We start from the raw sequence: 20,331 nt of genomic DNA on the forward strand, positions 1-20,331 counted from the left end.
TTCTTATGCGAAAAAGCTTGCGCATTTCGGGGTGAATTTGAAGGATTGAAGATGCTCAGCCCGCAGGGGGCGAGGGGCTGGGGATAAGCAGGTTTGGAAAGAAATTTTTATGGAAATTGAAGAGCCAGGGCCATTAGAGGAATACGTCCCTGGCGTCGCAAGCGGGCGGCATTACATGGCCAGGTTGTGCCATGTCCCCGACGGTCCCTGGTACATAGACGTCATTCACGTTGAATCGCTGCCGCCCTTGCACGACAGCGACAGGACCTGGCCCACGCGTGATGAGGCTGTTCAGGCGGCAGACAAGCTGGTTGCTGGCCTGGGTCACTGACCTGCGAAGCAAATACGCTATAATTCGAGGCTTAGCGGCTGTAGCTCAGTTGGATAGAGTACTTGGCTACGAACCAAGGGGTCGTGGGTTCAATTCCTGCCAGCCGCACCAGACGTCAAGCCCTGGAATCGCAAGGTTCCAGGGCTTTTTCGTTACGATGTCTTCTTCCGACACGTTCTCCCAGCACCAACACCAGCACCAGCCCCAGCCCCCGAGCTCTCATGAGCAAAGCCTTCACCAAAGAGACCGACGCGGACGACGATGAGGACCTGTCCTTGCCGCCTTTGCCTGCGGGTGGCAAAAATTACATCACGCCCCAGGGTTACGCCCGGCTCAAGGACGAACTGCTGGACTTGATCGACAACGAGCGGCCGAAGATTGTTGACGTTGTGCACTGGGCGGCCAGCAACGGTGACCGGTCGGAAAACGGCGATTACCACTACGGCAAGAAGCGCCTGCGCGAGATCGACAGGCGCATCCGGTTTTTGACCAAGCGTCTGGAGATTGCTGAAATTTCAGACCCCGTGGTGCACCACGGCAATGACCAGGTGTTTTTTGGCGCCACAGTCACCTATGCCGATAACGGTGGCGTCGAGCAAACGGTGACGATTCTGGGCATCGACGAGGCAGACAGTGCGCTGAAGCAGGTCAGCTGGATTTCACCGATTGCACGGGCACTGCTCAAGGCCCGGGTTGGCGATGAAGTGAAGCTGGCGACGCCAGCGGGCGTCCGGGACATCGAGGTGCTGGAGGTGCAGTACCCCGCACCGCCGGCTGCGCGCTGAAAACTTTTCAGAGGCCGGGTTTGGCGCGCTGGACGCGCAGGACCGACGGCGTGCGCTTGACGCTGCGCATGACGGATGCCAGATGCACCCGGTCGCGCACCGCCACGCCGAAGCGCAGATCGGTCGCATCCTGCGCTGCCTCCTGGGCCATGTCCACATGGGTGATGTCGGCCTCGGCGCTGGCCAGTGCCGAGGCAACCCGCGCCAGCACACCTTTGCCGTTGGTCACGGTCACCAGCAGGCCGGTTTCAAACGCGCGCGTTGGTTCGTCGGACCAGTCGACCGCGATGAAACGCTCGTTGTCGCGGTGCTGGAGCTTTTTGGCCACAGAACAGTCGTCGGTATGGACCACCAGGCCCTCGCCCCGGCCCAGGTAACCCACAATGTCGTCGCCCGGAATCGGGCGACAGCAGGTCGCAAACTTCACCGACGCGCCCTCGCTGCCATCGAGCGCCAGGGCACCTTGGGAAATCGATTCATGGGCCGTGTAGCGCTCGCGGCTCATCAACAGTGGATCGGGTTTTTCGCCGGTTTCAGCCAGCAAGGTGACGATGCGTTTGGCCACCATGCTGGCGATACGCTTGCCCAGTCCGATGTCGGTGAGCAGGTCGGCGCGCGAGCGGTTGCCGGAGAAACGCAGTATTTTTTCCCAGGTGGCGTGATTAAGTTCGTCGTCGTCCGGCAAGCGCTCAATGCCCTCGGCGCGCAGCGCTTGCGCCAGCATCTTCTCGCCCAGATCCTGCGATTCAGTCAGCGCCATGGTTTTGAGATGGTGGCGTATTTTCGAACGGGCCTTTCCGGTGCGCACAAAACCCAGCCAGGCGGGATTGGGGCTGGAGATGGCAGCCGTGATGATTTCGATCACGTCGCCATTGCGCAGCTCTGAGCGCAGCGGCACCTGCTCGCCATTGACCTTGGCGGCAACGGCACGGTGGCCCACGTCGCTGTGGATGGCGTAGGCAAAATCGACAATCGTGGCACCGCGCGGCATCGCCATGATCTGGCTTTTCGGCGTGAACACGTAGACCGCATCCGGAAACAGGTCGATTTTGACGTGGTCCCAGAACTCGGCGGCATCGCGCGTTTCGTGCTGGATGTCCAGCAGGGACTGCAGCCATTGCGTGCCGAGGCGCTGCGACGCATCGCTTTCGGGGTCGCTGGCTTTGTACAGCCAGTGGGCCGCAACACCGGATTCGGCGACGATATGCATGGCGTCGGTGCGCATCTGGAACTCAATGCTGGTACCGAAGGGGCCGACCAGCGTGGTGTGCAAAGACTGGTAGCCATTGACCTTGGGAATAGCGATGTAGTCCTTGAACTTGCCGGGCAAGGGCTTGTAGAGCTGGTGCAACACACCCAGCGCGGTATAGCAGCCGGTAACACCCCCGACGATGATGCGAAAACCGTAGATATCGGTCACCTGTGCAAAGGACAGGTGTTTTTCGTCCATCTTGCGGTAAATGGAATACAGGGCTTTTTCACGCCCGTAGATATTGACCTGAATGTCGGCGTTTGCAAATGCGACATCGACCTCGCTCTGGACACGCTTGATCACGTCACGCCTGCGGCCGCGTGCTCGCGCCAGTGCTTTGGTCAGGGTGGCGTAGCGCCAGGGGTACAAATGCTGAAAGGACAGGTCCTGCAGCTCGCGATAGGTGGTATTGAGGCCCAGGCGATGCGCGATAGGCGCATAGATATCCAGGGTTTCACGGGAAATACGGCTCCACTTGCTGCGCGGTACGTCGCTGAGCGTGCGCATGTTGTGGCTCCGGTCCGCCAGCTTGATCAGGATCACACGTACATCGCGCGCCATGGCCAGCAGCATCTTGCGGAAGGATTCCGCCTGGTTTTCCTCGCGGGTGTTGAACTCCAGCTTTTCCAGCTTGGTCAGCCCGTCGACCAGCTCGGCCACCGGCGCGCCAAAACGCTCGATCAATTCCGGTTTGGTGACGCCGCAATCCTCGATCGCGTCGTGCAGCAGCGCTGCCATCAGCGCCTGTGCGTCGAGCTTCCACTCGGCGCATTGCTGTGCCACGGCAATCGGATGCGTGATGTAGGGCAGGCCGCCGTTGCGGATCTGGCCCAGGTGCGCCTCGTCGGCAAAACGGTAAGCGCGGCGGACGTTGTCCACATCCGCAGCGCTCATGTAGTCGAGTTTGGCGGTGAGCGCAGCAAAACTCGCCGCAGCAGCGTTGGCGGCAGCCGGGGTCGACTTGGTGTTTGGAGAGGGAAAGACCAGGGCGCTCATGCCTCAAATGTATCGCGGTGCCAATAAAACATGCAAAAAGCGGGCTTTAGCGAACACCCGGAAAGAAAAAAAGCACCGCATTGCGGTGCTTTTTCAGGGAGCCAAGGCGTTCAGCCTGGGACTTTTTTCAGCATTTCCAAACCAATTTTGCCTTCAGCGATTTCCCGCAAGGCGGTCACGCCAGGCTTGTTTTTGCTTTCAATCTTGGGTGCATGGCCCTGGCTCAACATGCGAGCGCGGTAAGTGGCTGCCAGAACCAGCTGGAAGCGGTTGGGGATTTTTTCCAGGCAGTCTTCAACGGTAATGCGGGCCATGAGAATCTCCGGGTTAGGTAGGAATAGCGGGTTAGCGGTTCGGGCCAACAAGTCAGGCGATGTGCAGGGCCTTGAAGGTCTCGGCACGGGCACGTCGTTGTGCTGCAAACTTGAGCCGTTGGGCGTGAACAATGGTTTTCAGGTCAAAAACCGCGCGTTCAAATAATTCGTTGATTATAACGAAGTCGAATTCCCTGGCCTGTGCCATCTCGATGGCAGCATTTTTCAGGCGCAATTCAATCACCTCGGCCGAGTCTTCACCGCGCCGTTCCAGCCGTGATCGCAACTCTTCCCAGCTCGGCGGCAGGATGAAGATCAACACTGCGTTGCTGAAAATGCGCTTGATGTTGATCGCGCCCTGGAAGTCGATCTCCAGGATGACGTCCGCACCATGAGCCACCCGCTCCTCGATGGTCTGCCGGGACGTACCGTAACGCTGCCCATGCACATGCGCCCATTCGAGAAAGGAGTCACGCAGCACCATGCCGTCGAATTCTTCGGCCGAAATGAAAAAATACTCGCGGCCGTGTTTTTCCTGCCCACGTGGTGCCCGCGTGGTGTGCGACACCGCTGGTTGCACCCGCGCATCCAGCTCCATCAGTGCCTTGACCAGGCTGGACTTCCCAGCGCCGCTGGGCGCTGCGACGACAAACAGGTTTCCGGGGTAATCCATCAGCGATCCTTGTTTCTGAGCACTCGGCCGCCGCGAAGGGCCGCCTCAAGCGAGGCCAGCCCCCTCGGGGGGCAGCGACGCACACGAAGTGGGGGAGCGTGGGGGCCTTTATTCATTCGATATTTTGAACCTGCTCGCGGATCTGCTCGATCAGCACTTTCATGTCCACCGAGACATGGGTGAGCTCCAGCGAGCCCGATTTGGAGCCCAGGGTATTGGCTTCACGGTGCAGCTCCTGGATCAGGAAGTCCAGGCGTTTGCCGACTTCGCCGCCCGTTGTCAGCAGGCGGTCGATTTCTTCAAGATGGGACGTGAGTCGCATGATTTCCTCGGCCACGTCGATACGTATCGCAAACGAGGTGGCCTCCAGCAATGCCCGGTCCTGCGCTGCTTCGGGCAGGGTGCTGCCGTCCGTCAGGGCCATGGCCTCTTTCCAGCGCTCCATGAAGCGGGCCTTTTGCTGTTCGACCAGTTTGGGGACCATGGGGGTGGCCGAAGCGGCCAGCGCGCGCAACTGGGCGGTGCGCTCCAGCAACATTTGCGCGAGTCGACCGCCTTCGCGTTCGCGGGCTGCCAACAAGTCTTTCAGGGCTTTTTTGGCGAGTTTGAGCAAGTCCTCGCTGTAGTCGTTGGTGGTCTTGTCTTCTCCCGCCGCCATGCGCAGGATGTCCGCGACGCTGAGCGCCGCCGCACCCGGCAGCCAGGACCGCACCGTGTCTTCCATGGAGCCCAGGCGCTGCAGGGTGCTGCTGGCCGGCGCCTTCAGACTTCCACCTGAATTGCTTTCCAGCGAAACGCGTATTTCCACCTTTCCGCGTTTGAGCTTGCCCGTCAGCAGCTCGCGCAAGGCCGGTTCGGCCTGCCGCAATTCGTCAGGAAGGCGGAAGGCCAGATCTAGAAAACGGCTGTTGACCGAGCGTATTTCCACGCCAAGGCGCGCATGGCTGCCGTTGCCGGCATCGGCTTCCGGCGCTGTGCGAGCGGGAGTGGATTGGACAGCTGCATAGCCTGTCATACTGTAAACTGACATTAGTAACACGCATTTCTTAGAGTCAACAGGAGGGGTGACCCCGTCACCTTGCTTTAATCCCGAATTATGTCAAAGGTCAAGCCAGCGCCTCTCCCACCCGATACCGTTATTGGTGGCTATCGCGTTGTGCGCAAGCTGTCGGCCGGCGGGTTTGGGGTAGTTTACTTGGCCGTCGACAACGAAGGCCAGCAGGTTGCCATCAAGGAGTACCTGCCGTCTTCGCTGGCCAGCCGTCCCCCCGGTGAACTGCTGCCGCAGGTGCAACCTGAAAAACTCTCGCTGTACCGCCTGGGTCTGAAGAGTTTTTTCGAGGAAGGCCGGTCGCTGGCGCAGATCTCCCACGCTTCCGTGGTGAGCGTGCTCAATTTCTTCCGCGAAAACGAAACCGTCTACATGGTGATGAACTACCTGGAGGGGGGGACCCTGCAGGATTTCATCATCACGGCGCGCGAGCTCAAAAAGCAGAAGGTGTTCCGCGAATCGACCATTCGCTCCCTGTTTGACGAAATCCTGCGTGGGCTGCGTATCGTGCATCAGCACAAGATGCTGCACCTGGACATCAAGCCGGCCAACATCTTCATCACCGACGACAACAAGGCGGTGATGATCGACTTTGGCGCTGCGCGCGAGGTGCTGAGCAAGGAAGGCAACTTCATCCGCCCGATGTACACGCCCGGATTCGCCGCGCCCGAGATGTACAGGCGTGATTCGTCCATGGGCCCCTGGACCGACATCTACGCCATCGGCGCCTGTATTTACGCGACCATGCAGGGCTATCCGCCGAATGATGCGCCGCAACGGCTTGAAAAAGACCGTCTGTCGCTTGCACTGTCCCGCTTGCGCGGCGTCTATTCCGACAACCTGATTGAGGTGGTGGAATGGTGCATGTCCCTGGATCCCCTGTCGCGGCCGCAATCGGTGTTTGCCTTGCAGAAAGAGCTCAGCCGCGAGGGTGAGCGGCGCTACACCAAGCTGACGGTCGGCGAAAAAATGCGCCTGCAGTTCGACAACATGGTGTCGGACACCAAGAAAACCGCTCGCAAGGCCACCGGCTTCGCGACAAGGTTCAAATGAAGTTTTCCGTCTTCCAGGTCAGCCGCAAGGGTGGCCGCGAAAAAAACGAAGACCGCATGGGTTATTGCTACACCCGCGAGTCCGGCCTGTTCGTGCTGGCCGACGGGATGGGTGGCCACCCGGAAGGGGAGGTGGCGGCACAACTGGCGCTGCAGACCATCTCGGCCTTGTACCAGAAGGAAGCCCGGCCGCTGGTCAGGGACACCACCGAGTTCCTGTCCTCTGCCCTGATGGCGGCACATCACCAGATCATTCGTTATGCCAGTGAAAAAGGCATGCTGGACACGCCCCGCACGACCGTGGTCGCAGCCATCCTGCAGGGCACCGGCGCGACCTGGGTCCACTGTGGCGACTCGCGGCTGTATGTTGTGCGCGACGGCGAGCTGCTGACCCGCACGCGCGACCACTCCTACCTGGAGCAGCAAAACGCCGGCATCATCAAGCTTGAGCGGGTCAATCGCAACATTCTGTTCACCTGCCTGGGATCACCCTCCAAACCGGTGTTCGACATCGCCGGGCCGGTCGTGCTGCAGCACGGCGACAAGTTGATGCTGTGCTCCGATGGCCTGTGGGGCAGCCTGACCGATGCTGAAATCGTGCGACATATGGCGGCCAACAGTGTGTCCGACGCAGTGCCCGACATGGTCGAGCATGCGCTTCGCAACGGCGGCGAACATGGGGATAACGTCACCGTGTTGGCCATGGAGTGGGAAACACCCGACGCCTTTGAGTCGACCCGCGGCATATCGACCGACAGCATCATGGATGGCGTTTTTGCATCCACCATCCAGGCCGGCGTGCTCGATACCAGCGTTGAAGACCTTGACGACGCCGCGATTGAGCGGTCGATTGCCGAGATCAACGAGGCGATACGCCGTTCTGCCGCCAAGAAGGTCTGACCCGGCACTGAGCTGACCTGGGTGGCAGCCTGCGCCGACCGACCATGATTTTTTTGCCACTTTTCACAGCCCCGGCGTGCCTCGCCAGAAAGCCTTTTCGTCATGAGTTCATTTGAAAGAAGCGGCGCCCGTGCTGCCGACCAGCTCCGTCCTGTGCGCATCACCCGCGCCTACACCGCCTACGCCGAAGGTTCGGTGTTGATCGAATTCGGCAACACCAAGGTGTTGTGCACCGCCTCGGTCGAAGAAAAAGTCCCTGGCCACAAAAAAGGCAGCGGTGAGGGCTGGGTCACGGCCGAATACGGCATGCTGCCGCGCGCCACGCACACACGCAGCGACCGTGAAGCTGCACGTGGCAAACAAAGCGGCCGCACCCAGGAAATCCAGCGCCTGATCGGCCGCTCCATGCGCGCGGTGTTTGACCTGAAAAAACTCGGTGAACGCACAATTCACCTTGACTGCGACGTGATTCAGGCGGATGGCGGCACCCGCACGGCCAGCATCACCGGGGCTTTTGTGGCGGCGCAGGACGCTGTCAACAAGCTGCTGGCCGATGGCAGGCTCAAGGAAACGCCTATCCTGGGTCACGTCGCCGCGATTTCCGTCGGCATTGTGCAAGGCACGCCCTTGCTGGATCTGGAGTACACCGAGGACGTGGGCTGCGACACCGACATGAACGTGGTGATGACTGGCGCGGGCCACTATGTGGAAGTGCAGGGCACGGCCGAAGGTGCCGCATTTTCACGCAAGGAGATGGACGCCCTGCTGCTGCTGGCTGAAAAAGGCATCGGCGAGCTGGTCACGTTGCAGCAGAAGTCGCTCCTGAATTGATAGCTTCTTATGCCCGTTTGACATGGGCTAGAGGCATATTTGACTCATGAAAATCGTACTCGCATCGAACAACGCCGGAAAGCTGGCCGAATTGCAGGCCATGCTGGCGCCACTGGGCGTGACGCTGATCAAGCAGGCTGAACTCGGTATTGGCGAGGCTGAGGAGCCTTTCCGCACCTTTGTAGAAAACGCGCTGGCCAAGGCGCGCCATGCGTCGCTGGCCAGCGGTTTGCCCGCATTGGCCGATGATGCCGGGCTGTGTGTGGACGCCTTCGGCGGTTTGCCCGGCGTCGACACAGCCTATTACGCCACGCAGTTTGGTTATGCCAAGGGCGACGACAACAACGTACGCGCCTTGCTTGAGCAGATGGACCGGATATCCCACCGCCGTGCCGCCCTGGTCAGCACACTGGTCGCGGTGCGGTCTGCGGACGATCCGGAGCCGCTGATTGCCGTGGGGCGGGTCATCGGCGAGATCGCGCGTGAGCCGGTCGGCAGCAACGGATTTGGCTTTGACCCAGTGATGTTCATCCCGTCGTTTGGAAAAACCTTTGCCGAACTGCCGGTCGAGGTCAAAAACGCCAACAGCCACCGCGGCATGGCGGCGCGGCAGATGATGGGCCTGATGCGCGAGCGCTGGTTATGAGCGGTATCTATCAGCCATGAGCTTTCCGATACCGGTCGTCAGTGCAGCGCCTCCCGCAGAAAGCGGCAGCGCGCTGAAAGATATCCAGCACTACATGCGCGGCGGCACCTTGCAGCTTGCCGCTTTGCCGCCGCTGTCGCTGTATGTGCACCTGCCCTGGTGCCTGAAGAAATGTCCCTACTGCGACTTCAACTCTCATCAGAGCCCCGCTGAACTGCCGGAGCAACGCTACCTGGACGCGTTGATGGGCGACCTGGAAGCCTCATTGCCGCTGGTCTGGGGCCGCACGGTGCACAGCATCTTCATTGGTGGGGGTACGCCCAGCCTGTTTTCGCCGCAAGCGATCGACCGGCTGATCGGCGACATCCGCGCACGCCTGCGGCTGGAGCCCGACTGCGAGATCACGCTGGAGGCGAATCCCGGTACCTTCGAGAAAGACCGCTTCCGGGCTTTCCGCAGGGCCGGTGTGACGCGGTTGTCGATCGGTGTGCAGAGTTTTAACGACCAGCATTTGAAAGCCCTGGGCCGTGTGCACGATCGCGCGCAGGCCATCGCTGCGGTCGAGGAAGCTGCGCAGGCCTTCGACACCTTCAACCTCGACATCATGTATGCCTTGCCCAGCCAGACGCTGGAGGGGCTGGAGCGCGACATGCAGCAGGCGCTGGCATTTGCGCCGCCGCACATCTCGATTTACCACCTGACGGTCGAGCCCAACACCTTCTTCGCCAAACATCCGCCAGTGCTGCCGGAAGACGACGACGCCTACGCCATGCTGGACCGCATCAGCGAGATGACGGCGGCCGCAGGCATGGACCGCTATGAGGTCTCGGCCTATGCACGGCCCGGCCACCGCTGCGCGCACAACATCAACTACTGGCAGTTCGGCGACTACCTTGGCATAGGCGCCGGCGCCCACAGCAAGCTCAGTTTTGCACACCGCGTGGTACGCCAGGTGCGCTTCCGCGATCCGAAGTTGTACATGGACAAGGCGCTGGCCGGCACGCCGGTGGCGCAGGACACCGAGGTCGCGCGGGCTGAATTGCCGTTTGAGTTCATGCTCAACGCGCTGCGTCTGCGTGAAGGCTTCAAACTGCAGGACTTTTCAGAAAAAACCGGCTTGCCCTTGAGCGCGATTCAGTCGAGCCTCGACGAAGCCGAACGCAAGGGACTGATCGAACGCGACTTTGTGCAGATCAAACCCACCGAGCGCGGCTTCGATTTTCTGAACGACCTGCAAGCGCTGTTCCTCGAGCCTGAACAGTAAACAACCTTGTTGTTGTGCGATCAGCCGCGAGAGGTGGGCCCACGCAGTCCCCACGTGCTCAATCGCCGCAGTCGGATTCGCCGGCTACCTCTGCGGCCTGCTGGTCTCTGAATCCATGGTGTTGTTTTACGGGGAAATGACGAGGTCTGTAGTCATCTTCCTACAAACCGATGGTCGTGTACGCCTCAAGGTAGCAGCTGAGTTCACTCTTCGTTTGCCTGGTTTTGCCAACAACGGGCACTACCAGAAACGAATCGGGTTTTCTTTTTACAAACTGCCCCATCTTTAGGACGACACACCATGACAGCATCAACACTTCCGGCGACCAAGCGCGGGCTGGGCCTTATCGCTCTGGCTGTACTTGGAGCTGTTTCCAGTTCCGGGGCAATGGCGCAATCTATGTACGAGCTCAATGGCCCGTACATTGGCGGAAACATCGGGCGCACCAAAGCCGACTTTGACAATGGCTCGATCAACCGCACTTTGGCTGGTCAGGGTCTCACGGTCACCTCCACGACCGAAGACAACCGCGACACAGGCTACAAACTCTTTGGTGGCTACCAGTTCAACAGGAATTTTGCTGTCGAAGGCGGGTACTTTGATTTGGGTAGCTCCAGCTATCGTTTCAATACGGCGCCCGCAGGCAGCTTTAGCGGTGAAACTCGCGTTCGCGGCCTCAACCTTGACTTGGTAGGCCTATTGCCTGTGTCGGACCGGTTCTCGGTCTTCGGGCGCGTAGGTGCCGCTTATGCACAAAGCCGGGCCAACTTCGCCAGCACTGGTGCCGTGGCTGCGAACACGTCCGACCCGCGCAGCAACAAAACCGCACTCAAAGTCGGTCTTGGCATGCAATACGCCATTACCGAAGCGCTGTCGCTGAGGGCCGAACTGGAACGCTACCGCATCAATGATCCCGTCCGGAACCGCGGTCATATCGATATGGCATCGGTGGGCCTGGTTTACCGTTTTGGTCCAAAAACTCCGCCCCCTGTTGCTTACGTACCGGTCGCCAGCCCACCACCACCACCTCCGCCCGCTCCGGTCTACGTGGCACCGCCGCCTCCGCCTCCACCTGCCCCGGTTTATGTCGCGCCGCCGCCCGCTTACGAGCCACCAGCCCGTCCGGCCAGAGAAGGTCGTAACTAAAGTCGGCTGCCGGGAAAGTAGGGGTATACGGGGTGAAAGCTTCCGGTCCCTTACTTGACTGAACGAGCGGGGTGGTTTGCCCATTTCGCAATATTGAGGGGTAGCACCTGCGCGGATCGCGCGTTGGTTCTGCTCCTCTTTTTATTTGTCCATAGCGAAGTAGCGGCTCACCATGGAGAAGCGCCTGAACTGCCAAGGTAAAGCACCCAGAATCCGCTGGTTCAGCCCGTCTTGCCGGGTTACCATCCGGTACACAGGAACACCACGATGCCAACCCAGATTCAACGAGATCAACACAGGTTTTGGGCGGGGTCCTTGCTAGCCCGCTTGACACGACCGGCGGCAGTCTTTCTGGTCCGAGGCGTGCTGCTGGGCACAGTTGCGCTGAACGTACTTCCCGTCGCCGCTTCGCAAAACGCGCCCCTTTTGAGCACTTTAGACCCCGCCGTCAGCGCCTCTGCACCTGTCGCACCGCAGCCCGCGCCCGTCCAGCCTGTCAGGCTGGCCAACTTTGGGCAGGAAGAGCCGTCGTCCGAATCCCGGAAATTGGCCGACTGGGTGGTCCACTCGGCTAACAATGGCGTTTTGCCTTTCATGATCATCGACAAGGTACAGGCCCGTGTGTTCATGTTTGATGCACAGGGGCAGCTTCGGGGTGCTTCCGCTGCGCTGCTGGGTCTGGCGATCGGTGATGACTCCGTTCCCGGTATTGGTGAGCGCAAGCTGTCGAGCATTCTTCCTGCGGAGCGCACCACGCCAGCCGGTCGTTTCGTGGCTTCACTGGACCGGGATATCCACGGCCATGAAGTTCTCTGGGTGGACTACGACACGGCGCTGTCGCTGCATCGCGTCGTCAAGGGGCAACCCAAGGAGCGGCGCGCGGAGCGCCTGGCCTCACCGAGCCCACAGGACAACCGCATTTCCTTTGGCTGCATCAATGTGCCGGTCAAGTTCTATGAAAGCGTGGTGAGCCCTTCGTTTACCGGGACAAATGGCATCGTCTACATATTGCCGGAAACACGCTCGGCCCGTGAAGTTTTCGGCTCCTACGATGTTCAGGATGCTTCCCGCGCACAGGCTTCAGCCCGCGTCGCTCCCGCAGGTGGCTCCGGCGTCAGGTAATCCGGGAGCCAGCCTGGCAGGGGCGCCTCGCGGTACTCAGGGCTTGCGTTTGGCCTCGTAGGCCGCGATCGCTTTCTTGAGGTCGCTGTGTTCTTCGCAGGGCATGAAACACAGCTTGTCGAGCGTAGCCAGGTGCTGTTTGGCCTTTGGGAGATCGTTGACCATCAGGTAGGCCTCGCCCACATACTCATGTGCGCCCCGATGTTTCGGGTTGATGCGCAGCGCCTCGCCATAGTGTTTGAACACCAGGTCCATGTTCGGGTTCGCGCCTTTGCGGATCGAATAGGCGTAGAGGTTGTGGTAATCGGCATTTTGCGGGGAGGCCAGCAGCGCTTTCTGCAACTCGGTTTGTGCGCCGGACCAGTCCTTGCGCCCAAACGCAGCCTGGACGGACGACATTACCGGATCGGCGGAGGGACGCGGATCCGCCGAATAACTCGTGTCGCCAGCCGCAAACGCTGCGGCGGACGCGGACAGGCAGGTGATGACCAGCAGGTGTGAGATGTAATTCATGGCCGGAGCTCCTTGAAAACGGGCAGAGGGGAAACTCCAAATCCTACTGCGTTTCAGTTAAACAGGTAAATCAGCGGTTTCTACTCTGGGTCAATGCGGGCGGGCATAAAAAAGCCACCGAGAGCAGGGGCTGTCGGTGGCGGAGGGTTTGGCGGAAGCGGTGAGATTCGAACTCACGGATAGTTTCCCATCGCCGGTTTTCAAGACCGGTGCAATCGACCACTCTGCCACGCTTCCAAGCACCCTAGTTTACCTGTAGTCAGCAGCGCCCCAGATGAAAAGCGTCCTGGCACGGTGCACTGGCAAGTTTAAAAAAGGGGCAAGGCAGGACCGATGAGATTGCGCTGTGCACCCCGGTCGATCACCTTTTTGCGTGATGACCCAACTCTCTTGACTGTATTTATCTGGCGATGGCACAGCTTGCGTCATCTCACGCTGGTGTGGTCAACGCGCTTGCATTGCAGTAAATCCAAGCGCCGCGCCGTCACCCGCCTTGACACGCCAATGGGAGCTCTCTGATGTGACGCTGGCGGTGCCTGTGACAATTTCGGGAGCCAGCGGATAACTTGTTTTGGGCAGGATCCATACCATTTCGCGAAGCGTCACCGGATGGCTGATGTTGAAGTGGCGCAGGCCGGACGCATCCAGCTGTTCTGTCCATCGAACCTCACGCCTGTGAGTCATGAAATCCGCCAAGCGCTCAGCGGTATACCAGCGAAAATGCTCTTCTCCCTTGTTTCTGGCATAGGCCAACAGGTCGAGTACCACTCCTTTCCATTCCAGGGCCCAGGGTGGATGCAGATAAATCAGGCGACTGGTGTTCATCTGGACCACAAAATCAACCATGTCCTGGTACCAGGAAACAATCTCGTGCTTGGGGATGTCATGGTATGCAAACTCCTCAAACACCGCATGGCGCCCCAGGGGGGTGACCGGGAAAATCCACATAGCGGGGTTATGCAGCTTCCCGTCGCGGTAGTGTCTTGTGGGCCCCATGCCGGTATGGCCTGTCATGTATGCGCTGACAACCCCTTGCTGCTCCAGCCAGTTCATTGCCCAGATCGGGTTGTTCCCTTGGGGCGCCGAGTAGCTCCGTTGCGGCCGCCCCAGCACCCGATCAACCGCCGCCTTGTTCAACTTCAGGAGCGGCAAAAATTCCTTGGCGTTGGTTTCATTGGCGTTACCTCCGTAATGGTCGTGTATCCATCCGCCATGGCTGCCGATGGAGTGCCCCTTTGTGTCCAAGCGCCGCAACAGGGCTTGCGCCTCAGGGTTGTTGTTCAGATCCCAACCGAGCTGGTCATCAAATTCAATCGTGTCGGGGCCAGCGGTGATATCGATGGAAAAAGGCCCGTCATTGAAAACCCCGAGCCGTTCGAGCTCCAGGCTTGGTTTTTGCGCAGCCAGGGAGTCCAGGTGCCAGTTCAGCGTCATGCCTGCAATGCCGTTGGGCATCGGCGACAAGCGCGCCATGGACACCACGTTATCGATAAAGTAACGCAGAAATCCGTGCAGCGGCAGCGCGTCTGTCTGGAGTTTGAGGTAGGTCAGTGGCAGGTTGACAAACAGCACCTTGCCGTTGCCCAGGGACCGCACGCCCGCGATAAGGCCGTGATGCGGCGAGCCGGCAAGCAAGGTGCCCCGAAATTCGCCTCGGGTGACATAGGAGGGGTAGGACAGGTTCCCCTGCATGTAGCCGCTGTACGCGTGCAGATCTGACGCTGCATTGCGCCTCGATCCGCCAGGCGGGGCCTCCTTGGGAGTCGCAGCTTTTGACGTGGCCTGCGGGGATACATAGGGAATGGATTTGCCGGGTGGGACCAGCAGCTTGCGCAAGGTAGACGGTGATGAGACGACGGGGCCGGTCGCCGTGGTCTGCTTAAGCAATTCGTCATACAAAATGTAGTCGACGCCGGCCAGATCGCTCAATCGGGCGCGGCTTTCCGCGTATAGCTGTTGATTAAAAGCACCCGGTTCCAGAGCGGCAAAATCAAAGACCAGAAGAGTGCGGCCCCCGGCCATGGTGTAGTTGCGTATCGCCCAGACCACCTCATCGTCGGCGAATCTGTGCGATTGGTCGGGTAACAAAAGACCTGCGTAGATCTGCGCGTTCCCGTTTCTGTTCAGCGCTACAAACTGCTTGTCTGTGATTGCTTGCACCCGTACACCTTCTTCTGCTGCCGCATCGACCCAGGCTGTTATTTCAGGAGCCGTCAGCACCTGATAGTCGTTAACAAGCAATAGCAACACGCCCGGATCCGGTGGGGCAGAAGGCGAAAAAGCGTACGACACGGCAGGCGTGTCCGTTTTGATCTGGTTGAGACACCCAGACAGCGTCCATGAAATGATGCAAAGCAAAATGGCTGAGCAGAAGCGCGCAAGCCCGCGCCGGACTGCGGAGACGGCATCAAAGACCATGATCATCCTAAATCGAGGCGAATTACCAGGGGGAGCCCGAAACGGGGGTACTGTTCAACACGGCAGCGCAGTGGAACATGCAGCGCTTCCCGAATGAATATACCTGTTTTACCGCTGCGCTCGGGGCTCAGCGCGTCCGCCGCAAGCGCTTCAAGAAAAGCGCGTTAGCCTGCGGCCAGCATGCCCTTGCTCTCAATAAACGCCACCACCTCCGCCAGCCCCGTGTTGGTCTTCAGATTGGTCATGACAAAGGGTTTCAGGCCCTTGGCCGTGGTGCGCATGCGGATGGTATCTAGCTCCATCACGGCCAGGTCGGCGCCCACGTAAGGGGCGAGGTCGGTCTTGTTGATCACGAACAGATCGCTTTTGGTGATACCAGGGCCGCCCTTGCGGGGGATTTTTTCGCCAGCGGCGACGTCGATCACGTAAATCGTCAGGTCGCTGAGTTCAGGGCTGAAGGTCGCGGCCAGGTTGTCGCCGCCAGACTCGACAAACACGATGTCGGCGTCGGGAAAATCTTCCAGCATGCGGTCGATGGCTTCGAGGTTGATCGAGGCGTCTTCGCGAATCGCGGTGTGTGGACAGCCGCCGGTTTCGACGCCCATGATGCGTTCAGCATCCAGCGCGCCGCTGACGGTCAGGATGCGCTGGTCTTCCTTGGTGTAGATGTCGTTGGTGATGGCCACCAGATCGTATTTGGTCTTCATGGCCTTGCACAACATCTCCAGCAGGGTGGTTTTACCGGAGCCGACCGGCCCGCCAATGCCGACGCGTAGCGGAGGGAGTTTTTTGGTGCGGTTGGCGATGTGGTGCATGCTCATGAGAAGTGCCTAGCGAATACTGTGTTGTGTTGTGTGTCTGTCATCCCGGACTTGATCCGGGATCCATCCCCGCGTGATGCGCCGCCCGATTCAGACTCATGGATTGCGGGTCGAGCCCGCAATGACAAGTGAGGGGCCCATTTTCATGATCGGAATAACCTTGAGTATTGGGTTTCGTGTTGCGAGGAAAGAATCGCCAGCATGGGCGAAAACGCCTGGCGATCCTGGTCCGCCAGCGCCATGGCCGTTGCGACGGATGCCGGGATTTCTGCAGCCAGCCGGGCCAGTATGCGCTGACCTGAGCTTTGGCCCAGCGGGACCGATTTGAGCGCGGCCTGCATCATGTTTTCGGCCCAGCCGAAAGCGTAGGCTGTCAGGCAGTCGGACACGCCGGCGTCCAGCGGCGAGGCTGCCAGGGCAAAAGCAAGAGGGTAGGTGGGTGGGAGCGCTGCGCAGGCTTGCAGGTGCGCGTCGCTGATGCTCTGGTGGTTGCGCAGCCATTCGAGCAGGGAGCGGCCCATTTGCTCAGCCTGCAGGCGCAGCTCGCTGGTCTCGCGGGTTTGCAGCACCCAGTCGTTCAGTGCCTTGACCCTGTCGAGCTGATTGCTGCGCCAGGCCGGGATCGCCTGGGCAATCACCGCCAGGTCGCTACGCGCCAGACTCAGGTGCAACTGGTCGCTGAGCCAGTTGGCCGCTATGCTTTCTGTAGCTACCCCCGCCCGGTCCACGCCGGCTTCCAGCCCTTCGGAGTAGGAAAAGCCGCCGACCGGCAGGGCCGGGGAGGCCAGCCAGATCAGTTGCAGCAGGCTGGCGGCCGGCAGGGGCTGGGCCGTTGCGCTCAATGGCTGTGCGGCTTGTGTTTGTGAATCTGGATCGCGACCGGCTGCGCCTCATGCGTGTGGGCGTGGCCGTGATCGTGCCCATGGTTGCAGTCGGGGCCGTGCACGTGGGGCGCGGGCGCTGCAGCAGGCGCATGGCTGTGGCCGCCCGCGCTGTAGGCGCCGCCTTCGGGCTCGAAAGATTCGCTGACCTCGTTGACGATCAGGTGCATGGACCGCAGCATCTCGGCCAACACATGGTCGGGTTCGATCTTCAGGTGATCCGGCTTGAGCTCAATCGGCACATGCCGGTTGCCCAAATGGTAGGCCGCGCGGGTCAGGTCGAACGGGCTGCCGTGCGACGTGCAGGCTGTGATGCGCAACACGGTTTGCGGCGCAGCCAGGACTTTGATCAGGGAACCGTCTTCTGCCACCAACACATCGCCGCCGCGCACCAGGGTGCCACGCGGCAAAAAAACGCCGAGCTGACGGCCCTGCGAGTCGGTCGCTTCAAAACGGCTTTTCTGACGGATGTCCCAGTCGATCTCGATCGTGGCTGCACGCTTGAGCAACACGGGCGCCAGACCGGCGCCCTGCGGCATGATTTTGGAAACCTGGAGCATGGAAGAAAAAATTCGGTTCAGAAAAGAAAATAACGCTGTGTCATCGGAAGGCTGGTCGCCGGCTCGCAGGTCAGCAACTGGCCGTCGGCGCGCACCGAGTAGGTCTGTGCATCAACCTCCATCTTCGGCGCGTAGTCATTGTGGATCATGTGGCGTTTTTGCACGCCGCGTATGTTTTTCACGGCGGCCAGGTTCTTGGCCAGCCCGAACCGCTCCTTGATGCCGCCAGCCAGACCGGCCTGCGACACAAAGGTCAGCGAACCTTTGGCGATGGCGCCGCCGAAGCCGCCGAACATGGGACGGTAGTGCACCGGCTGCGGCGTCGGGATGGAGGCATTCGGGTCGCCCATGGCGGCCATCGCGATAAAGCCGCCCTTGAGGATCAGCGCCGGCTTGATGCCGAAGAAGGCCGGCTTCCAGACCACCAGATCGGCCCATTTGCCGACTTCGATCGACCCGACTTCGTGGGCGATGCCGTGGGCAATCGCCGGGTTGATGGTGTATTTGCTGATGTAACGTTTGGCGCGGAAGTTGTCGTTGCGCTGCAAGGCTTCGACAAGCTCAGCCCGATCCTTCGACTGGCTCAGGACGATCGGGGCGGGGGCGAGCCAGCCGCGCTGCACCTTCATCTTGTGCGCGGTCTGCCAGGTGCGGATGATCACCTCGCCGACGCGGCCCATGGCCTGGCTGTCGCTGCTCATCATGCTGATCGCGCCCAGGTCGTGCAGCACGTCTTCGGCGGCAATCGTTTCCTTGCGGATGCGGCTTTCGGCAAAAGCCAGGTCCTCGGCAATCGACGGGTCCAGGTGGTGGCAGACCATCAACATGTCCACATGTTCGTCGAGCGTGTTGACGGTGTAGGGCATGGTCGGGTTGGTCGAGGACGGCAAGAAGTTCTGCTCGCCAACGACCTTGAGAATGTCGGGTGCATGGCCGCCGCCCGCGCCTTCGGTGTGGAAGGCGCACAGGGTGCGGCCCTTGGTGGCGGCGATGGTGTTCTCGACAAAACCGCTTTCATTGAGCGTGTCGCTGTGGATCGCTACCTGGGTGTCGGTCTCGTCCGCCACGTCCAGGCAGTTGCTGATCGCGGCCGGGGTGGTGCCCCAGTCCTCATGCAGCTTCAGGCCGATCACGCCCGCATCGATTTGTTCGTGCAGCGCCGCTGGCAGGCTGGCATTGCCCTTGCCGAGAAAACCCAGGTTCATCGGGAAGGCGTCGGCAGCCTGCAGCATGCGTTCGATGTTCCAGGGGCCCGGGGTGCAGGTGGTGGCGAAGGTGCCGGTGGCCGGACCGGTGCCGCCGCCCAGCATGGTGGTCACGCCCGAGGTCAGCGCTTCCTCGATCTGCTGTGGGCAGATGAAGTGGATGTGGGAGTCGATGCCGCCAGCGGTGACGATCATGCCCTCGCAACTGATGATCTCGGTGCCGGGACCAATGATCATGTCCACGCCCGGCTGGGTATCGGGGTTGCCGGCCTTGCCGATGGCCGCAATGCGTCCGCCCTTGAGGCCGATGTCGGCCTTGACGATGCCCCAGTGGTCGATGATCAGCGCGTTGGTCATGACGCAGTCCATCGCACCTTCAGCCCGCGTTTTTTGAGACTGCGCCATGCCGTCACGAATGGTTTTGCCGCCGCCGAACTTCACTTCTTCGCCGTAGCTGCCGGCACGCAGCGTGTAGTCGGCCTCGACCTCGACCATCAGTTCGGTGTCGGACAGGCGCAGGCGGTCGCCCACGGTGGGTCCGAACATTTCTGCGTAAGCGCGTCTGCCAATCGTTGCCATGCGTCGTCTCTTTCCTGATCCAAAGATATCTGTCATCCCGGACTTGATCCGGGATCCATGGATTGCGGGTCAAGCCCGCAATGACAGCGCCAAATTCTTGCTGCGTGTCGGCACTCCAAAGCGCGTTTAGATTGCGCCGTTCACCAAGCCGCGAAAACCGTAAATTTTCCGTTCTCCGGCGAAGTCCACCAGCTCCACCGTGCGTTGCTGGCCCGGCTCGAAACGCACGGCCGTGCCGGAGGCGATGTTCAGGCGCATGCCCTGCGCCGCAGCGCGGTCGAAGGTGAGGGCGCCGTTGGTTTCGGCAAAGTGGTAGTGCGAGCCGACCTGAATCGGCCGGTCGGCGCTGTTCTGCACCACCACGGTCAGGGTGCGGCGCCCAGTGTTGAGTTCATGGTCGGGGCCATCGGTGAGCAGTTCGCCGGGGATCATGCCTGCCTCACTTGCGGCGCGACAGCCAGATGGCCACTGCCAGCCCTGCTGCCACAGCTACAAAGCCCAACACGTCGGTGGCGTGCCAATGGGCCCCCGTCATCGCGTGGCCTTCATGGCCAAATACGGCTGTAGCCCACGTCGATATTGCGTAAGAAGCTATGAGTTTAGGAGCAAATTTAGGCGTCATGGGGATCTTTGGCAAGGTCGGTTGGAGGATCAAACAATCGGCTGGTGCACGGTGACCAGCTTGGTACCGTCGGGGAAGGTGGCTTCGACCTGGATGTCGGGAATCAGCTCGGGGATGCCGTCCATCACGTCGGCGCGCGTGAGGATGGTCCGGCCTTCGCTCATGAGCTGGGCCACGGTTTTGCCGTCGCGCGCGCCTTCCATCACGGCGGCGCTGATCAGTGCGACGGCTTCGGGGTAGTTCAGTTTCAGGCCCCTGGCCTGGCGGCGTTCGGCCAGCAAAGCGGCCGTGAAGATCAGCAGCTTGTCTTTTTCTCTGGGGGTCAATTCCATGGTCTCTCCGGGGGAGGCTGCGGCAGGTTTGCGTGTG

At 60.6% G+C, this 20,331-nt stretch carries 20 protein-coding genes and 2 tRNA genes; 9 read left to right on the forward strand and 13 right to left on the reverse strand.

Translation table 11 applies throughout. The features are described from left to right. The first annotated feature begins 365 nt into the window (after positions 1-365). A tRNA-Arg gene (locus ACH2CW_RS00030) sits at positions 366-442 on the forward strand. 110 nt (positions 443-552) lie between these two features. Then, positions 553-1,116: a transcription elongation factor GreB gene (gene greB / locus ACH2CW_RS00035; RefSeq protein ID WP_395054566.1), complete on the forward strand. Its 564-nt coding sequence runs from the start codon at positions 553-555 to the stop codon at positions 1,114-1,116. Positions 1,117-1,123: 7 nt separating this feature from the next. Here the strand turns inward: greB and ACH2CW_RS00040 are convergent, their stop codons facing one another. The 4 genes from ACH2CW_RS00040 to ACH2CW_RS00055 all read right to left on the reverse strand — a co-directional run bounded on the left by ACH2CW_RS00040 (position 1,124) and on the right by ACH2CW_RS00055 (position 5,381). Next, the gene (locus ACH2CW_RS00040; RefSeq protein WP_395054568.1) at positions 1,124-3,364 is read right to left on the reverse strand and encodes a RelA/SpoT family protein; all 2,241 of its coding nucleotides are present in this window, start codon (positions 3,362-3,364) and stop codon (positions 1,124-1,126) included. Between the two features lie 110 nt (positions 3,365-3,474). Beyond that, positions 3,475-3,678, reverse strand: a complete 204-nt coding sequence (rpoZ, locus tag ACH2CW_RS00045; RefSeq protein ID WP_077592946.1) for a DNA-directed RNA polymerase subunit omega — start codon at positions 3,676-3,678, stop codon at positions 3,475-3,477. Between the two features lie 52 nt (positions 3,679-3,730). Continuing rightward, entirely contained in the window at positions 3,731-4,351 is a 621-nt protein-coding gene (gene gmk, locus ACH2CW_RS00050) for a guanylate kinase (protein ID WP_395054571.1), read from the reverse strand. A gap of 112 nt (positions 4,352-4,463) precedes the next feature. Continuing rightward, complete coding sequence (locus ACH2CW_RS00055) at positions 4,464-5,381, reverse strand: YicC/YloC family endoribonuclease (RefSeq protein WP_395054573.1); 918 nt, start codon at positions 5,379-5,381, stop codon at positions 4,464-4,466. A 66-nt stretch (positions 5,382-5,447) separates the two neighbouring features. On the opposite strand from ACH2CW_RS00055, the gene ACH2CW_RS00060 reads away from it, so the two are divergent. From ACH2CW_RS00060 to ACH2CW_RS00090, 7 genes are all read left to right on the forward strand, one after another. After that, positions 5,448-6,455, forward strand: a complete 1,008-nt coding sequence (locus ACH2CW_RS00060) for a serine/threonine-protein kinase (protein ID WP_305562277.1) — start codon at positions 5,448-5,450, stop codon at positions 6,453-6,455. Beyond that, positions 6,452-7,354 (forward strand): PP2C family protein-serine/threonine phosphatase, encoded by a 903-nt coding sequence (locus tag ACH2CW_RS00065; RefSeq protein WP_395054575.1) that lies wholly within the window; start codon positions 6,452-6,454, stop codon positions 7,352-7,354. The genes ACH2CW_RS00060 and ACH2CW_RS00065 overlap by 4 nt, the downstream gene beginning before the upstream one ends. A 102-nt stretch (positions 7,355-7,456) precedes the next feature. Next, positions 7,457-8,185: a ribonuclease PH gene (gene rph / locus ACH2CW_RS00070; RefSeq protein WP_395054577.1), complete on the forward strand. Its 729-nt coding sequence runs from the start codon at positions 7,457-7,459 to the stop codon at positions 8,183-8,185. 46 nt (positions 8,186-8,231) lie between these two features. Beyond that, entirely contained in the window at positions 8,232-8,831 is a 600-nt protein-coding gene (rdgB, locus tag ACH2CW_RS00075) for an RdgB/HAM1 family non-canonical purine NTP pyrophosphatase (protein WP_395054579.1), read from the forward strand. A 16-nt stretch (positions 8,832-8,847) separates the two neighbouring features. Beyond that, positions 8,848-10,095 carry a radical SAM family heme chaperone HemW gene (hemW, locus tag ACH2CW_RS00080; RefSeq protein WP_395054582.1) on the forward strand — a complete coding sequence of 416 codons (1,248 nt, stop codon included), beginning with the start codon at positions 8,848-8,850 and terminating at the stop codon, positions 10,093-10,095. Positions 10,096-10,395: 300 nt separating this feature from the next. Further along, on the forward strand, positions 10,396-11,241 hold the full coding sequence (locus ACH2CW_RS00085) for an outer membrane beta-barrel protein (protein ID WP_395054584.1): 846 nt from the start codon (positions 10,396-10,398) through the stop codon (positions 11,239-11,241). Between the two features lie 546 nt (positions 11,242-11,787). Then, complete coding sequence (locus tag ACH2CW_RS00090; RefSeq protein WP_395054586.1) at positions 11,788-12,363, forward strand: hypothetical protein; 576 nt, start codon at positions 11,788-11,790, stop codon at positions 12,361-12,363. A 36-nt stretch (positions 12,364-12,399) separates the two neighbouring features. On the opposite strand, the gene ACH2CW_RS00095 is transcribed toward ACH2CW_RS00090, so the two are convergent. The 9 genes from ACH2CW_RS00095 to ACH2CW_RS00135 all read right to left on the reverse strand — a co-directional run bounded on the left by ACH2CW_RS00095 (position 12,400) and on the right by ACH2CW_RS00135 (position 20,294). Continuing rightward, positions 12,400-12,876: a tetratricopeptide repeat protein gene (locus ACH2CW_RS00095; protein ID WP_395054588.1), complete on the reverse strand. Its 477-nt coding sequence runs from the start codon at positions 12,874-12,876 to the stop codon at positions 12,400-12,402. 149 nt (positions 12,877-13,025) lie between these two features. Continuing rightward, a tRNA-Ser gene (locus ACH2CW_RS00100) sits at positions 13,026-13,113 on the reverse strand. A 207-nt stretch (positions 13,114-13,320) separates the two neighbouring features. Beyond that, complete coding sequence (locus tag ACH2CW_RS00105; RefSeq protein ID WP_395054590.1) at positions 13,321-15,294, reverse strand: hypothetical protein; 1,974 nt, start codon at positions 15,292-15,294, stop codon at positions 13,321-13,323. Positions 15,295-15,458: 164 nt separating this feature from the next. Beyond that, positions 15,459-16,115: an urease accessory protein UreG gene (gene ureG / locus ACH2CW_RS00110; RefSeq protein ID WP_395054592.1), complete on the reverse strand. Its 657-nt coding sequence runs from the start codon at positions 16,113-16,115 to the stop codon at positions 15,459-15,461. Positions 16,116-16,258: 143 nt separating this feature from the next. Next, on the reverse strand, positions 16,259-16,957 hold the full coding sequence (locus ACH2CW_RS00115) for an urease accessory protein UreF (protein ID WP_395054594.1): 699 nt from the start codon (positions 16,955-16,957) through the stop codon (positions 16,259-16,261). Next, positions 16,954-17,556, reverse strand: a complete 603-nt coding sequence (gene ureE, locus ACH2CW_RS00120; RefSeq protein ID WP_395054596.1) for an urease accessory protein UreE — start codon at positions 17,554-17,556, stop codon at positions 16,954-16,956. Before ureE ends, ACH2CW_RS00115 begins: the two co-directional genes overlap by 4 nt. Before the next feature lie 17 nt (positions 17,557-17,573). Beyond that, a complete protein-coding gene (gene ureC / locus ACH2CW_RS00125; protein ID WP_395054598.1) occupies positions 17,574-19,340 on the reverse strand; it encodes an urease subunit alpha in 1,767 nt (588 codons plus the stop codon). Between the two features lie 126 nt (positions 19,341-19,466). Next, entirely contained in the window at positions 19,467-19,772 is a 306-nt protein-coding gene (locus ACH2CW_RS00130) for an urease subunit beta (protein WP_395054600.1), read from the reverse strand. A gap of 219 nt (positions 19,773-19,991) precedes the next feature. Beyond that, entirely contained in the window at positions 19,992-20,294 is a 303-nt protein-coding gene (locus ACH2CW_RS00135) for an urease subunit gamma (protein WP_077592967.1), read from the reverse strand. Positions 20,295-20,331: the final 37 nt, after the last annotated feature.

Origin of the sequence: Polaromonas sp., from assembly GCF_043778355.1 — a bacterium.
Taxonomy (GTDB): Bacteria; Pseudomonadota; Gammaproteobacteria; order Burkholderiales; family Burkholderiaceae_C; genus Polaromonas.